The 15,383-nt window shown below is 69.1% G+C and carries 12 protein-coding genes; 8 read left to right on the forward strand and 4 right to left on the reverse strand.

The features are described from left to right. Window positions 1-4: 4 nt before the first annotated feature. Complete coding sequence (locus AC3WQZ_RS25945; protein ID WP_011616983.1) at window positions 5-1,993, reverse strand: sigma-54-dependent Fis family transcriptional regulator; 1,989 nt, start codon at window positions 1,991-1,993, stop codon at window positions 5-7. Window positions 1,994-2,269: 276 nt separating this feature from the next. Here AC3WQZ_RS25945 and pedF point away from each other — a divergent pair, with 276 nt between their 5' ends. Next, window positions 2,270-2,749, forward strand: a complete 480-nt coding sequence (gene pedF, locus AC3WQZ_RS25950) for a cytochrome c-550 PedF (RefSeq protein ID WP_010809782.1) — start codon at window positions 2,270-2,272, stop codon at window positions 2,747-2,749. Window positions 2,750-2,831: 82 nt separating this feature from the next. Continuing rightward, the gene (locus AC3WQZ_RS25955; RefSeq protein WP_454750570.1) at window positions 2,832-3,740 is read left to right on the forward strand and encodes a substrate-binding periplasmic protein; all 909 of its coding nucleotides are present in this window, start codon (window positions 2,832-2,834) and stop codon (window positions 3,738-3,740) included. Window positions 3,741-3,758: 18 nt separating this feature from the next. On the opposite strand, the gene AC3WQZ_RS25960 is transcribed toward AC3WQZ_RS25955, so the two are convergent. Then, window positions 3,759-5,078 carry a type II toxin-antitoxin system HipA family toxin gene (locus tag AC3WQZ_RS25960; protein WP_010809784.1) on the reverse strand — a complete coding sequence of 440 codons (1,320 nt, stop codon included), beginning with the start codon at window positions 5,076-5,078 and terminating at the stop codon, window positions 3,759-3,761. After that, entirely contained in the window at window positions 5,078-5,338 is a 261-nt protein-coding gene (locus AC3WQZ_RS25965; protein WP_010809785.1) for a helix-turn-helix domain-containing protein, read from the reverse strand. Before AC3WQZ_RS25965 ends, AC3WQZ_RS25960 begins: the two co-directional genes overlap by 1 nt. Before the next feature lie 343 nt (window positions 5,339-5,681). Here AC3WQZ_RS25965 and imuA point away from each other — a divergent pair, with 343 nt between their 5' ends. From imuA to AC3WQZ_RS25990, 5 genes are all read left to right on the forward strand, one after another. Then, window positions 5,682-6,560, forward strand: coding sequence for a translesion DNA synthesis-associated protein ImuA (imuA, locus tag AC3WQZ_RS25970; RefSeq protein WP_011616987.1), 879 nt, complete (start codon window positions 5,682-5,684; stop codon window positions 6,558-6,560). Next, on the forward strand, window positions 6,493-8,064 hold the full coding sequence (locus AC3WQZ_RS25975) for a Y-family DNA polymerase (protein WP_041688058.1): 1,572 nt from the start codon (window positions 6,493-6,495) through the stop codon (window positions 8,062-8,064). Before imuA ends, AC3WQZ_RS25975 begins: the two co-directional genes overlap by 68 nt. Continuing rightward, window positions 8,061-11,471, forward strand: coding sequence for an error-prone DNA polymerase (locus tag AC3WQZ_RS25980; RefSeq protein WP_010812405.1), 3,411 nt, complete (start codon window positions 8,061-8,063; stop codon window positions 11,469-11,471). Before AC3WQZ_RS25975 ends, AC3WQZ_RS25980 begins: the two co-directional genes overlap by 4 nt. Window positions 11,472-11,756: 285 nt before the next feature. Beyond that, window positions 11,757-12,710, forward strand: coding sequence for a 5'/3'-nucleotidase SurE (locus tag AC3WQZ_RS25985; RefSeq protein ID WP_011616989.1), 954 nt, complete (start codon window positions 11,757-11,759; stop codon window positions 12,708-12,710). 11 nt (window positions 12,711-12,721) lie between these two features. Continuing rightward, complete coding sequence (locus tag AC3WQZ_RS25990; RefSeq protein WP_492292939.1) at window positions 12,722-13,375, forward strand: hypothetical protein; 654 nt, start codon at window positions 12,722-12,724, stop codon at window positions 13,373-13,375. Between the two features lie 18 nt (window positions 13,376-13,393). On the opposite strand, the gene AC3WQZ_RS25995 is transcribed toward AC3WQZ_RS25990, so the two are convergent. Continuing rightward, window positions 13,394-13,876, reverse strand: coding sequence for a hypothetical protein (locus AC3WQZ_RS25995; protein WP_492292996.1), 483 nt, complete (start codon window positions 13,874-13,876; stop codon window positions 13,394-13,396). A 289-nt stretch (window positions 13,877-14,165) separates the two neighbouring features. On the opposite strand from AC3WQZ_RS25995, the gene AC3WQZ_RS26000 reads away from it, so the two are divergent. Then, the gene (locus AC3WQZ_RS26000; RefSeq protein ID WP_439672637.1) at window positions 14,166-15,125 is read left to right on the forward strand and encodes a MurR/RpiR family transcriptional regulator; all 960 of its coding nucleotides are present in this window, start codon (window positions 14,166-14,168) and stop codon (window positions 15,123-15,125) included. Window positions 15,126-15,383: the final 258 nt, after the last annotated feature.

A 15,383-nucleotide genomic window follows, 5' to 3' on the forward strand; every position in this document is an offset into this window, starting at 1 on the left:
CGAATCAGCCGGCCTGGTGGGGCAGCCCGCGGGCCTCTTCCATTTTCCGGTAGACCGTATTGCGCGAGATCCCCAGCGCCTTGGCCGCCGCAGAGATGTTCCCGTTGTGCGCCTTGACCGTGGCGACAATGGCCATGGCCTCGACATCGGCCAGCCGCGTGGGCTGCGCGCCCGGCAACATATGGGCCGCGGGCACCGCCGCATGCCCCTGGCGCTCGCGCAGGTCATCGAGGAAGTCGTCGGGCAGGTGGTCCTCGGTGATCTCGGCTTCGCCTTCGGCCATCAGCCGCGCGGTGCGCAGCAGGTTGCACAGCTGGCGGATATTGCCCGGCCAGTGGTAGCGGCGGAACATCTCCATCACCGACTCGCGGATGCGGGGCGGCTCGCCGGGTTGCACGCCCGCCTGGTCCTGGCGCAGCAGCCTGGCGGCCACCGCGTCGAGGTCGCCGCGCTCGCGCAGGGCCGGCAGCCGCACCACCAGCCCGTTGAGGCGGTAGTAGAGGTCTTCGCGGAACTGGCCGTTGGCGACCAGGTCACGCAGGTTGCGGTTGGTGGCGCATACCACCGAGACGTCGACATGGATGACCTTGCTGCTGCCCAGCGGCGACACCGCGCGTTCCTGCAGCGCGCGCAGCAGCCGTCCTTGCAGATGCAGCGGCATGTCCCCGATCTCGTCCAGGAACAGCGTGCCGCCGTTGGCCAGCAGCATCTTGCCGATGCCGCCCTTCTTGCGGGCGCCGGTGAAGGCGCCTTCTTCATAGCCGAACAGCTCGGACTCGATCAGGGTTTCCGGGATGGAGGCGCAGTTCACGGCAATGAAGGGCCCGGCATGGCGCGGGCTGTCGGCGTGGATGGCGCGCGCCATCAGTTCCTTGCCGGTACCGGTCTCGCCCAGCACCATCACCGGAATATCCTTGCCGATGACCTTGCGCAGCTTGCCGATGACCGCGCGGATCTGCGCGTCGCCCGTGTCCAGGTCGTCCAGCCCGGGTGAGCGGGCGGGGCCTGCGGCCAGGCTGCGCGGTGCGGCGGCCGTGCCAGGCTGGACTGCTTGGCCGGCATCGGTGTTGCCCGGCAGCGATGCGGCGGGTGACTTCCATTCGACCCGGGCGCTGACCTTGACGCCGCTCGGCAGGTGCAGCTGGACGATGCCCGCATGAGCCGCGCGCACCGCGTCGAACAGCTGCGACATCGACAGCCCGAACAGCGAGGAGAAGGTGTGCGCATGCAGGGCGCCATTGGACAGGCCAAGCTGGAACTGCCCGCTGCGGTTGGCTGACAGGAAGCGCCCGCCGGGCGTGAAGGAGACGATGCCCTCGACCAGCGTGCCCAGGAACTCCGCGCGCGAATGGAAGCGGATGCACACCATGTCACGGAAGGCGTTGCCGAACAGCTGGTTCTCGATCATCTGCGCCGACATCCGCACCAGCGCCATGGTGTGCTTGTGGAAACCGCGCTGGTCGCCGGTCACATCCAGCGCCCCCACGGTCTTGCCGTAAGGGTCGAGGATGGTCATGCACGAGCAGGTCAGGAACTGGTTGGCCTCCAGGAAGTGGTCGGCGCCGTGTACCAGCGTGGCCCGGTTCTCGGCCAGGGCCGTGCCGATGGCGTTGGTGCCGCGGCGCGCTTCCGACCACTCCGCGCCCGGGCGCAGCGCGACCTGGTTGGCCCGGGCCAGAAAGTCGTCATCGCCCATCGAGTGCAGGATCAGGCCATCGGCGTCGGTCAGGATGACCATGCTCTGCGTATTCACGATCTGGTCGTAGAGCGTTTCCATCACCGGCAGCGCATAGGCGAACAGCGACTGGCTACGCTCGATCCGCGTTTTCAGCTCGCTCTGCAGCACCGGGCAGAAGTCGGGCGATTCATAGGGACGCAGGCCATAGGACTCGGAACGCTGGTGGGCCTGGGCAATCAGTTGGTCGCGCTCGGGCTGCCCTGTGTCACCCGGGGCGCCCGCCGCGGGGCGGGCCGGTTCCGGCTGGAAGGTCATTTCTCTGTCTCCTGTGGAAAGTCCGCCCGCGGTCTTTGCGCGGGTCGCTGTCGGCGCCTTCGCCGGGCGCATGGTCGACAGTGTTGCGTCATGAAGCAAAACACTTGCCAGGGTGTGGCAATCCGGGACACCCGTGCCGCGATGCTGCGTTGCAGACAACGATGGCGGCGCGGCGAAGCCTGCTTTCAGGCGCCTCCGGGCCTGGTCCGGCTGGCTGGTATGGCTCTTGCGGAAACAGGGCAAACAACCAAGACCCGTCCACTGTAGGAGACATCCATGAAAACGCAGCGCCGCCTGCTTGCCTTGCTCGCGCTTTGCGCGTCCCTGACCGCCCTCCCGGCCGGCTCCGTGCTGGCCCATGGCGACGTCACGCCCCAGGCCGTCGATACCAAAGCGTTACCACAACTGGGCGACGAATGGCGCCCGGACAATCCCTACCGTAGCGGTGATGCGCACAAGGAGGCTCTGCGGATCGGCAGCTCGGCCTATAACCAGAACTGCGCGCGCTGCCATGGCCTGGAAGCGGTGTCAGGGGGCATCGCGCCGGACCTGCGCAAGCTGGACGGCGACTGCGTCTCGCTGGCGGATGCAAAGAAGAAGCAGGCATGCATGAGCGAGATCTCGCAGTTCTACACCACCACCGTGCGCAAGGGCCGCACGCGCGACGGCCGCGTCTACATGCCGCCGTTCGACGGCGTGCTGAGCCAGGAGGCGGTGTGGGCCATCAAGACCTACCTGGAGTCGCGCCACGAGTAAGAGGCGGTTGCGCCGGCAGTCCTTCACGTTGTCCAGCCCCGGCCCGCAGTGCCGGGTCAACGCATCTTCCAGGAGCCATCCCATGCCCGCCAGCCCTGTCCGCGGCCCCAGGCATTCCGTGTCCCCCATGCCGGCGGCGCCGGCCGGCGCCGTGCGCTGGCTGTGCGGCGCCATGCTGGCTGCCGCCGCGCTCTTCTGCGCGCAACCGGCCCAGGCCGACCTGGCCAGGATCCGCCAGACCGGCACCCTCAAGGTGGCGGTCTACAAAGGCTTGCCGCCGTTCTCCGCGATCGCGGGCAGTCAGGCCGCGGGCATCGACGTGGCCCTGGCCAGGGCACTGGGCAAGGAGCTGGGCCTGTCGGTGGCGCTGATGCCGTTCGATGCCGATGAAAGCATGGCTGACGACTTGCGTGCCATGGTCTGGCGCGGCCATTACCTTGGTTACGGACCGGCCGACGTAATGCTGCACGTGCCGGTCGACCGCGCCTTCATGCGCGAGAACGACAAGGCGCTGATCTTCGCGCCGTACTACCGCGAGACCTTCGTGCTGGTGCAGGACCGCGAGCGCGTGCCGGCGGTGCGCGGCCTGGAAGACCTGGCCGGGCAGCCGACCGGCGCCGCAGCCGGTTCGGCCGGGGCCAATGCGCTGCTGTCCGGCGCGGGCGGCGCCTTGCGCGACAAGGTCAGGATCTACCCCGAAGCCGACGCGGCATTGCGCGCGCTGTTCTCCGGCGAGATCGCGGCGGCGATGGTGACGCGCGCCCAATACGAGAGCGCGCTCAAGGCCGCGGGGCAATCCGGGGCGCGCTTTGCCGCGACGGAACCCAGCGCGCCGCTGCTGCCGCAGCGCGGGTGGGCCGTCGGCATGGCGGTCAAGGCAGGCGAGCGGGAACTGGCCGAAGCGCTGGAACAGGCGTTGAGCGCGCTGCGCAGCAATGGCGAACTGGCGCGCATCTTTGCCGGCTACGGGGTGTCGATGCAGGCGCCGTGAGGGTGGCTGGCGGGCGCCTCACCTGGCCGGCCTGGCGGCCCGTGCAAGCGGCAGCGTCTGCAGGCGCTCGGCAACGATATTGCGGATCGCCTGCGGCGCGTCCAGGTCGTCCAGCATGCGCGGCCAGTTGGCATGCGCCAGCGCGACGGCTTCCTTGACGGCGGCGGTCGCAATGCGCCGCGGGACGCCGGCCTTCTCCGCGATGGTCTCGTACGTTGCCAGGGTTTCTTCACGCTGCCGCCTGTCGATGGCAACGTTCTGGCCATAGGTCGCAAAGCCGGGAAGCGCGGCCACGCAGACGATGTCGTACGCCGGTGACAGTTCTGGCAGGACCCCGTTGTGATAGGTCACCGAGAAGTTCTTCAGGTGCGCATCGCTGTTGCCGATCAGCGTGTTGACCGCCTGGCGCAGGAAGAACTGCCGCGCATGCTCGACCCCGCTCGGGCTCAGGCGATACAGGGCGGCAACGAGCTGAATGTAGCTCTCGATGCCGGCGTACTTCTTCGCTGGCATCCTGCCCAGCATCTGGCAGCCGTCTTCGGCGTGCACACGCCCGGCCGGGGTGCGGTCAAACCTGTCCACCGCAAGGTAGTGCAGGTTTTCGCCCAGCGATTCAACCAGTCCCTCGACCTCGATGGTCGAGACGGGCAGTACTCTTGTCGGCGCGACATGGACGCCGGCGGCAGCCGCGAGCTGCATCGAGATCGATTCGTTGAACACCTGCGAATCATCGTTCCTGGCAGGAAGCTTGGCGATGATGTCGGACAGCCTGCCCTTGGCTGGCAGAGTGTAGCGCTTGTCCTGCAGCACCGTCGACAGGGCCAGCTTGTTCTGCACGCCGGACACCGAGGCCGCGCCCTGGGTGGCGCCCTCCACCACGGCAATTTCCAGGTTGTCCGCGCCGCCGGTCACGCCATACGTCCGCGCATACTCCGGCAACGCGCCGATGTCCGCCGGCACGATGACGACGGCCCCCGGGAGATCATTGCCGGCCGATGCCAGGATGCCGAAATCATCCTTGTCATCGGGATTGCTCCGCGTTGCCTCGAGCCGCTTGCGCAGTTCGCCCTCGGGCAGCAGGCCGGCAAAGTAGGGCGGCAGTTCATGGCCCGTGCTGTAGACGGCAGGATGGAAGGGGTTGTCCAGCACCTCGGCGGTGGCCTTGCGGCCGGCCTCGGTCGGGACGCTGATCGACAGGCTCAGCGTGGGGCGGCGCGTGTCGCCCCGGAAGGCTTCGGATGGCACGAACCGGACATTGCCGCTGGCCTCGCACAGGTAGCCGCATAACTGGTCGTACAGCCGGACCTCAAGAAAGCGCGGATGCAGTTCGTAGCTCATTATTCCTGGTCCAGGAAGATGTCGACTGCGCTGCGGGCGCTGCGGTCGGGCCCGCTGCCTTTGCCTTCCAGGACTTGCCTGACTTCCTGTGCCCGCTCGTTGGGCACCAGGACCCATTCTGCGTCCAGGGCGGCCGCCAGGGCTTCGAGGGTGGATGCGCGGCTGTCCTTCTTCCCCAGCAGGATCGCCGACAGGTTCTGGCTTGCCATGCCCAGCACCCGCCCGATCTCGGTCAGGGTCTTGCCTCTGGCTTCACGCATGTCGCGGCACTGAGAAACTAATGACATAGCATTATTTAATTGATATATGCATGCCTTAGTATGATACATCGGCGCGCCGATAGCCAGGCGCGTATCATTCGATAGTAGCCTCTATTCAATAAAGTAATGCTATCGAATTATTTTCTATTGCGGACCGCCGTCCGGAATGAAACCGGGTGGAGCAAATGAAGACGGGCCGCCGCCCGCCCGTCTCACTTCCCCGGTGTTCCCCAGGCCACCCCTTGCCGCTACCCCTTGCGCTGGCACCCGATACTGTATAAATATACAGTTATCGTAAACCTACTAGTTCCTCGCCATCCCCGGCGAGCGACGCCAACTCCACATGACTGCGCAATCGCACGCAGCCCCGCCCATGGCGGCGGAGGGCCTTCTTTTCCCTGCGCCGGCGCCCCCGGTCTCGCGCCAGCAGGCGCTGTCGGCGCTCGAGCAGCGTTATCCCGGGCTGTGGCGGGCCGGCCAGCTGGGCCGTGCCGGCGGTGCGGCGGTATGCCCGACCGGATATGACGCGCTGTCGGCCGAGCTGCCCGGCGGCGGCTGGCCGGCGGGCGGGCTGACGGAGCTGCTGACGGCGCAGGGTGGAGCGGGCGAGCTGCGCCTGCTGCTGCCGGCGCTGGGCGCGCTGGCCGGGGCCGGGCGCCGTATTGCGCTGGTGGCGCCGCCTTACCTGCCCAATGCGATGGGGCTGGCCGCGGCCGGCCTGCCGGCGCGCCAGCTCTACTGGATGCGTCCCCCGGCCGGCGCCGGCAAGGCCGCGCAGCAGGCCGACATGCTGTGGGCGGCCGAGCAGGTGCTGCGCAGCCAGGCCTTTGGCGGCGTGCTGGTCTGGCTGCCCGCGGCCCGCCCCGAGGCGCTGCGCCGCCTGCAGGTGCTGGCGCAGGCCGGCGACGCGGTGGCATGGGCGCTGCGCCCGGCCACGGCGCTGCGCGAGTCGTCGCCGGCGGTGCTGCGGCTGCTGCTGGCGCCGCTGCCCGGCAATGTGCTGTCGATCACCTTCCACAAGCGGCGCGGGCCGGTGCGGGACACGCCGCTGCTGCTGCGCCTGGACGGGATGGCAGCGGCCACGCGCGCAGCCGCCTGGCCTGTCCCGGCAGGAGCACCTGCCTTGTCTGAATCGTCTTCTCCATCTTCTTCCGATGCCGTACTGGATCGCGGTGCACCTGCCGCGCCTGCCCCTGGACGCCCTGCAGCCCAGCTGGCCTGAGCTGGCGCCCGCCGTGAGCCCGCCTGCCGCCACCGCCACGCTGCACCATGCGCTGCCGGTGGCGGTGATGGCGCGCGAGCAGGTGGTGCTGGCCAACGGCCCGGCGATGCAGCTCGGCGTGCGCTACGGCATGCGCCGCGGCGGCGTGCAGGCGCTGTCGGCCGACATCGTGCAGCTGGAGCGCGACCTGGCCGCGGAAGCTTCGTTGATGGAGGCGGTGGCGCTGGCGCTGCTGCATTTCACGCCGGGCGTGACCGTCGACGAGGAACCGGAGTCGGCCACGGTGATGCTGGACGTCACCGCCAGCCTGCGCCTGTTTGGCGGCCACCGCGCGCTGTGCCGCGCGGTGCGTGCCTGCGTGCGCCAGCTTGGCACCTTTGCCCAGGTGGGCTCAGGCCCGACCGCGCACGGCGCCGCGTGGCTGGCGCGCCAGCCGCTGCGGCGCACGCGGCGCGGCGTGGTGCGGCCCGGGCGCCGCGCGGTGGGCATGGCACGCCTGCACCGGCTGCTGGACCGCCTGCCGGTGGAGGCGCTGCATGCGCTGGCCGATCCGGCCTGGCTGGACGGCATCGGCTGCCGCACGCTGGGCGAGGTGCGGCGCCTGCCGCGCGCGGGCCTGACGCGCCGGCTGGGCCCGGCGCTGCTGGCGCGGCTGGACCAGGCTTATGGCGACACGCCGGCGCGCTTTGCCTGGTTTGTGGCGCCGCCCGCGTTTGCGCAGCGCATGGACCTGCCGGGCCGCATCGAATCCGCCGAGGGCGTGCTGGCCGGCGCGCAGCGCCTGCTGCTGGCGCTGGCGGGCTGGCTGGCGGTGCAGCAGGCCGGCGTCACGCGCTGCGTGCTGGTGCTGGAGCATGAGCGCTACCGGCGCGGCGTTGACACCGACGGCACCGAGGTGCCGGTGGGCCTGGCCCAGCCCAGCCGCGACCCCGCGCACCTGTCGCGGCTGCTGCGCGAGAAGCTCGACAAGCTCAATTTCCACGCCCCGGTGACCGGCCTGGCGCTGCGCGTTGAGGCGATGGCCGCATGCGTGCCGCACAGCGATGCGCTGTTCCCCGAGCCCGGCGGCACGCCGGAAGACCTGGGCCGCCTGCTCGATACGCTGATGGCGCGGCTGGGCCGTGACAACGTGCTGCAGCCGCGGCCGCTGGCCGACCACCGGCCCGAGCGCGCCAACCGCTGGTGCCCGGTCGACGAGCCCGGCGGCAACAAGGCCGCCAGCCTGCCGGATCCGCAGCCGGAGCGCCCGCTGTGGCTGCTGCCGCAACCGCTGCCGCTGCCGGTGCAGCGCCACCGGCCCTGCCACGGCGGCCCGCTGGCGCTGCTGAGCCGCCCTGAGCGCATCGAGGCCGGCTGGTGGGACGGCGCGCTGGCCACGCGCGACTACTTTATCGCCGAGCGCGCCGACGGCCTGCGCTGCTGGATCTTCCGCGAACGTCCGGGCCATGCGGCGCAGGACGATGGCGGCGAGTACCGCTGGTTCCTGCACGGGTTGTTCGCATGAGCGCGCTGTTCTTGCCTGCCTCGCTGCCGGGTTTGCTGCCGGCGCTGCCGGATTACGTGGAGCTGCACTGCATCTCCAACTTCACCTTCCTGACCGGCGCCTCGCACCCGGGCGAGCTGATCGAGCGCGCCTTCGGCCTGGGCTACAGCGGGCTGGCGCTGACCGATGAATGCTCGGTGGCCGGCACCGCGCGCGCGCACGATGCCATCGAGACGCTGCGCAAGCGCCTGCACGATGCAGTGGCGCGCAGCGCGGCACGCGGCGAAGAGGGCGTGGATGAGCCGCTGCTGGACCATGACGAAGAGCCTGACGCCGGCGCTGACGATCCCCATGCCCACGCCAGCCGCCACCAGCGGCTGCAGGCGCTGGCCCGCGCCGCCGATGCCTTCTCGCTGCTGATCGGCAGCCGCTTCAGCCTGACCCCGGCCGACGGCTCGGCGCGCCCGCCGCTGCGGCTGGTGCTGATCGCCCAGCACCGCGAGGGCTTCGGCAACCTGAGCGAGCTGATCACGCTGGGCCGGCGGCGCGCGCAGAAGGGCAGCTACCGGCTGCATCCCGAAGACCTGGCCGCGCCCGCTGCTGATGAAGCGCACCTGCGCGGCGTGCCCGGCTGCGTGGCGCTGCTGCTGCCCGACTATTGCGCCGATCCTGAACTGCTGCGAGAGCAGGCCGAGTGGTGCCGCGCGGTCTTCGGCGAGCGCGCCTGGATCGCGCTGGAGCAGTTGCAGGGCCATGCCGATGCACTGCATCGCGCGCGCCTGGAAGCGGTATCGGCACAGACCGGCGTGCCGCTGGCGGCGGCCGGCGCGGTCACCATGCACGTGCGCTCGCGCAAGCCGCTGTCCGATGTGCTGGCCGCGATCCGGCTGGGCCAGCCGCTGGCCGAATGCGGCATGGCGCTGGCGCCCAATGCCGAGCAGCACCTGCGCATGCGCCAGGTGCTGTCGCGCCTGTACCCGCGCGAGGCGCTGGCGCAGACGCTGAAGATCGCAGAGTCGTGCGATTTCTCGCTGGGGATGCTGCGCTATGAATATCCCGAGGAACTGGTGCCGGCCGGCGAGACGCCGATCTCCTACCTGCGCAAGGAGGTCACGCGCGGCAAGCGTGAACGCTTCCCCAACGGCCTGAAGCCGGAGTGGGAGAAACAGCTCGAAGAAGAACTGCAGTTGATCGAAGAAAAGCACTACGAACCCTTCTTCCTGACCGTGCACGACATCGTGCGCTTTGCGCGCGGGGAGGGCATCCTGTGCCAGGGCCGCGGCTCGGCCGCCAATTCACTGGTGTGCTTCTGCCTGTATGTGACCGAGGTCAGTCCCGAGCAGGCCAACCTGCTGTTCGGCCGCTTCCTGTCGCGCGAGCGCGATGAGCCGCCCGATATCGACGTGGACTTCGAGCACCAGCGGCGCGAAGAGGTGATCCAGTACATCTACAGGAAATACGGCCGCCACCGCGCAGCGCTGGCGGCGTCGCTGATCACCTACCGCTCGCGCAGCGCATTGCGCGACGTGGGCCGCGCGCTGGGCATCGACGCCAGCGTGGTGGAGCAGGTGGTCAAGGGCCAGGCCTGGTGGGACGGCGGCCGCGGCTTTGTCGAGAAGATCGCCCGCTACGGGCTCGATCCCGAATCGCCGGCGGTGCAGCAGTGGGCCAGCCTGACCGCGCAGCTGCGCGGCTTTCCGCGCCACCTGTCGCAGCATGTGGGCGGTTTCGTGATCGCGCAGCACAAGCTGTCGCGGCTGGTGCCGATCGAGAACGCGGCCATGGCCGACCGCAGCGTGATCCAGTGGGACAAGGACGACCTGGAGTCGCTGGGCCTGCTCAAGGTCGATGTGCTGGCGCTGGGCATGCTGTCGGCGATCCGGCGCGCGCTGGAGATGATCCCCAACCCGGACCCGGCGCGCGCCGCATTGCCGACGCGGATGGAAGACATCCCCAAGGAAGACCCGGACACCTACAACATGATCTGCAAGGCCGAGACCATCGGCGTATTCCAGATCGAATCGCGCGCGCAGCAATCGATGCTGCCGCGGCTGCAGCCGCGCCAGTACTACGACCTGGTGGTGGAGGTCGCCATCGTGCGGCCCGGCCCGATCCAGGGCGGCATGGTGCATCCCTACCTGAAGCGGCGCGAGGCCTTCCGCCGCACCGGCAAGCCGCCCACTTACTTCAACCCGGTCATCGAAAAGGTATTGGGCCGCACGCTGGGTGTGCCCATCTTCCAGGAGCAGGTGATGCAGTTGGCCATCGACGCGGCCGGCTTTTCACCGGGACAGGCCGACCAGCTGCGCCGGTCGATGGCGGCGTGGCGGCGGCGCGGCGACCTGCGCCAGCACCAGGATGCGCTGGTGCGCGCGCTGACCGGCAACGGCTACCCGGAATCCTTCGCGCTGGCGATCTGCAAGCAGATCGAGGGGTTTGGCGAGTATGGCTTCCCCGAGAGCCACGCGGCCAGCTTTGCCAAGCTGGTCTATATCAGCGCCTGGCTCAAGTGCCATCATCCGGCCGCCTTCCTGTGCGCGCTGCTGAACAGCCAGCCGATGGGGTTCTATTCACCGTCGCAACTGGTGCAGGACGCCAGCCGCAATGGCGTGCAGGTGCTGCCGGTGGATGTGACCATCAGCCGCTGGGACAGCACGCTGGAGCCGGTGGAGGCCGATGTCGCCGACGCGCAGGCCCGCACCAGGCCGCAGCATCCGCGCGTGCGCCTGGGCCTGGGCCGCGTCAAGGGCATGCGCGAAGCGGCCGCGCTGCGCATCGAGGCCGCGCGCGCCCAGCGTCCGTTCGACAGCGTCGAAGACCTGGCACTGCGCGCCAGCCTGGACCGGCACGACATCGACGTGCTGGCCGCCGCCGACGCACTGGCGCCGCTGGCCGGCAACCGCCGCCAGGCCCGCTGGCAGGCGCGCGCCGCCGCCGCGCATGCCGCGCACCGCGACCTGCTGTACGAAGCGCCGCCCGCCGAAGCCGCGCTGGCGCTGCCCGAGCCCCGGCTCGGCGAAGACGTGACGGCGGACTATGCCAGCCTGGGCCTGTCGCTCAAGTCGCACCCGCTGGCGTTGCTGCGGCGCAAGCTGACGGCGATGCGCTTTGCCACCGCCAGCCAGCTCGCGCGCTGCGCCAACGGCCGCCGCGTGCGCGCCTGCGGCATCGTCACCGTGCGCCAGCGCCCATCCACCGCCAGCGGCACCATCTTCGCCACCATCGAGGACGAGACCGGCTCCGTCAACCTGATCCTGTGGCCCGACCTGGTCGAGCGCCAGCGCAAGGAGGTGCTGAGCGCCACGCTGCTGGGCGTGGTCGGCACCTGGCAGCGCCAGGGCGACGTGCGCCACCTGGTGGCCAAGGAGCTGGTGGATTTAAGCCCGATGCTGGGGCGGTTGATGGTGGGGAGCCGGGATTTTCATTGAGACGCACGGCCAGAAGCCAGGTCATGCCTGTGCCTGGAGCGGTTTACTTGCACGCCTGATTCATCGCCAGGCACCGCTTTGTTGTTCACGCAACTGTAACGAAGCGCGGGTAACGTAGCGTCCGTCCACTACCGGACACCACAGGGCGCTGCGCCCGGCCCGCGCCCCCACACCTGGCGCTGCCGGCGTGTGCGCCAGCCAGCCTGATCGGGCTGCCCGGAATTGCCTTGTCTGCACCGTGGGCGCGCTTTGCCCGCACTCCTGAACCGCCTCGACACCACCGCCATGAAAACCCGACTGATCGCCGCGGCCTTGCTGGCCGCCACGGCGAGCCCTGCCTTCGCCCTGAACATCCTGCTGACCAACGACGATGGCCTGACCAGCAACCTGAAGGCGCTGTACGACGCCCTCAAGGGCGCAGGCCACAACGTCATCGTCAGCGTGCCCTGCACCGGCCAGAGTGGCCGCGGCGCCGGCATCGTGATGTACAGCACCACGGTCATCGTGCCCGACAACGACAAGACCCAGATCGAGGCCGAAGGCGGCTGCCACAACGGTGCGGCGGCCACCGGCGAGCCGGCGGTGGGCCCCTTCACGAAGCCGGGCTACACCAACGGCGATTACAACTACGCCCATGGCACGCCGGTGATGGCGACCATGTACGGGCTGGACGTGCTGGCTCCGGCGCGCTGGGGCAAGGCCCCCGACCTGGTGCTGTCCGGGCCCAACGAAGGGCAGAACGTCGGCCGTATCGTCAACAGCTCGGGCACCGTCAGCAATGCGCAGTTCGCCGCATCGCGCGGTATCCCGTCCATCGCCCTGAGCGCGGGTACGGACTCGGTCGACAATGCGGGCCTGGCAAGCCCGGTGTCCGGCGTGGTGGCGCAGTTGTCCATCAAGCTGGTCAACACGCTGCGTGCCAAGGCCAACGGCGGTCCGCTGCTGCCCGCAGGGCTGGCGCTGAACGTCAACTTCCCGAACGCGCCGTCGGCCGCCACTCCCTTCGCGTTCTCGCGGCACGGCACCTTCGATGCATATGCGCTGAAGTTCAACGGCACGGCGCCGTATGGGCTGGGCATCGGCGCCGGCAGCGGCACGCCGACCGCCGCACAAGGCGAGGATGAGTCCGTCGTCTACAAGACCAAGGTGGCTGTCACCGCCATGCAGATCGGCTTCGACCAGCGTCCCGCGGGCCAGCAATGGCTGCGCCTGCGCCTGGGTGAACTGTTCGGCCAGTGAGGCATGTCCCGATGAAACGCCTCATTCCCCTGTTTCCCCTGATGGCCGCGCTGGCGCTGGCCGGTTGCGGCGGCAACGACGCGCCTGACAACACCACGCCGCCCGCCACCGCGAGCTTGTCGGTCACGGATCTGGAGCCCGGCGCGTACGTCGTCAGCGTTGGCGACGCCGACAACCCCACGGTCGGCAAGTACTACGCTGGCGCGGACGGCAGCCGCTACCTGGCGCTAGCCGATGCCGAAGACAAGGCCACCATCATTTACCGCCGCGACAAGGGTGGCAGCTGGGTAGCCGCCCCGGGCGCGGACGCTGCTGCCAGCGTCAGGCTGCTGCGCCAGGATCCCATGCCGGCGGCGAGCGTGGAACCCGGCAGCGTGGCAGGCTCGTACACGGTCGTGCTGCCCTCGGGCGCCAGCGCAAGCTTCACGGTCACGGCGGACGGCAAGATCGCGCCCGGCGCTTCGGGGTGCCAGCTCTCCGGGACGGTCGCCGCGCACGCCATGCCGAATACGCTGAGCCTGAAGCTTGCCGCGTCGGCCTGCGGCATGGTGCCCGCCAGCGCCACCGGCGTCCTGGCCATCGACACCGACTACCAGCCTGCCGCCTTCCGCCTCATTGCGGACGATGGCGGCCGCGTGGTCGACTTGTGGGCGTATCGAGACTGACCGTCGCTGCCTGGCGTGCTAGTTCATCGCCAGGCTGCCCGCCACCAGTTTCTGCTCGGCGGAGAGCTTGCGGATGGCCTGGTTCAGGGTCGCGGTGGTGCTGTTGATGGCTGCGCCCAGGCCAGCGATTTCCTGTTGCAGGGCCGCGATGCGGATGCGCTTCTGGTCCGGGGTCCCGGTGGCCGCATTCTTCACTGCCTCCAGCTCTTGCAGCTTGCGCTCCAGTTGCGCGCGCAGTTCGCGCAGGCGCTTGATCGCATCCTTGGCCTGGTCGGGCAGGCCGCTGTTGTCGACGTCGCTGTTGTCGTGCACCGCGGGCGCCTGTCCGCCACCGGCCAGGGCCTGCCCCGGTGCCGAGATATGGATCTCGGTGCTGGATGCGGGCCGCGCCCGGATACCGGCGGTGTCGCCGGCGGTCTCGCTGGCGGCTACGGCCGGCGTGACTGCCGGGTTGTCAATGGAAACGGCTGCCGCTGCGTTCGCGGCAGTCGGCTCGATCATCGTCACGGTCGTACTTCTCCTGGTCTGCCGGCCCTTGGCAACGGCGCCACGGAATTGGCCGGTTCCTTGCGGATATCGGCAGTTTCTGGCCGGGACTTGAGTTGCCGCAGGGGCAGCGGGGGCAAGGGAGAACGGTACCGTCAACGCAAACAGTTATCATCGTGCCGTGCCTTGCCGGTTTCATCCGGAACACTGAATTCACTATCCACTTTGCAGGTCGATTGATGCCGATTCCGTCTTGCCACCCTGGCTTCGCGCCGTACCGTCAGTCCGTGGGCGGGCGGGGCCCATGGTAAAGGGCCGCCGCGGCGCGGGCGCGGCGCCGGCCCGGAAATCGTCGTCGCAGGCGTCATCGGCCAGAACGGAGCCCGCGCAGACCGCCGAGCCAGCGCCGCCGTCGCCCACCACGTCGGCGATGCTCGCGCGCATCCACAGCATGCGGGACTCGCTGGGGCCGGCCGGGCAGCGCATTGCCGATTTCGTGACCCGGTATCCGCAGACCGTGATCCATATGTCGGTCAGCGAAGTGGCCGAGCGCACCAATGCGAGCGAGGGCAGCGTGGTCGGTTTCTGCAAGAGCCTGGGCGCGACGGGCTTCCAGCAACTGAAGATCCTGCTGGCGCAGGAACTGGTGCAGGGGGTCCAGATCATCCACGAAGACCTCGAGCCCGGCGACACCTGCCCGGCGGTCATGCGCAAGATCTTCCAGAGCAACGTCCAGACGCTGCATGACACCAGCGCCGTGCTCGACGTGGCCGCGATCGAGCGCGCGGTCGCATTGCTCAGGGCGGCCGAACGCATCGAGATCTATGGCATTGGCAGCGCGGCGCCGATCGCCGAGGATGCGCAGTACCGCATGCTGCGCATCGGGCTCAACGTGAAGGCGGTGGTGGATTCGCATATTCAGGCCATCAGTGCATCGCTCGCGGGCCCCAGGGTTGCCACGCTGACCATCTCGCATTCGGGCAGCACGCATGAAACCGTGACGGCCACGCGGCTGGCCCGGGAGAGCGGTGCCAGCACCATCTGCATCACCAATTTCGGCAAGTCGCCGATCCAGGCCTTCGCCGACGTCGTGCTGTTCACGATGGCGCGCGAGACCCGCTTCCGGACCGAGGCGATGACCAGCCGCCTGGCGCAACTGGCGATCATCGATGTGCTGATCGCCTGCCTCGCGCTGACGGACTACGACCACTCCGTCGAAACGCTGCGGCGTACGTTCGACGTCCTGTCGCTCAAGCGATATTGAGCCTCGGCCGGCCCGCGCCGGCATCCTGACATATTCCTGCTGCAGTTGTCGTCCTGCCTTGCTCCCGTCAGTGACGGGGGCGGGTGCCGTTCCACGGCCAGAAAATGAGGATAATTCAAATATAAAAACAATTGTATTGAGCAATATTCATTTGGATGTCACATCGGGCCCCTACGCTTCGAGTCGCGTCAGTCCCTTCCCCCTGGCCCTCGAACATAAGGAGTCCTCATGAACAACCCGTTGTGGTCTGGCCGCGCC

This window comes from Cupriavidus sp. FW305-26 (assembly GCF_058787975.1).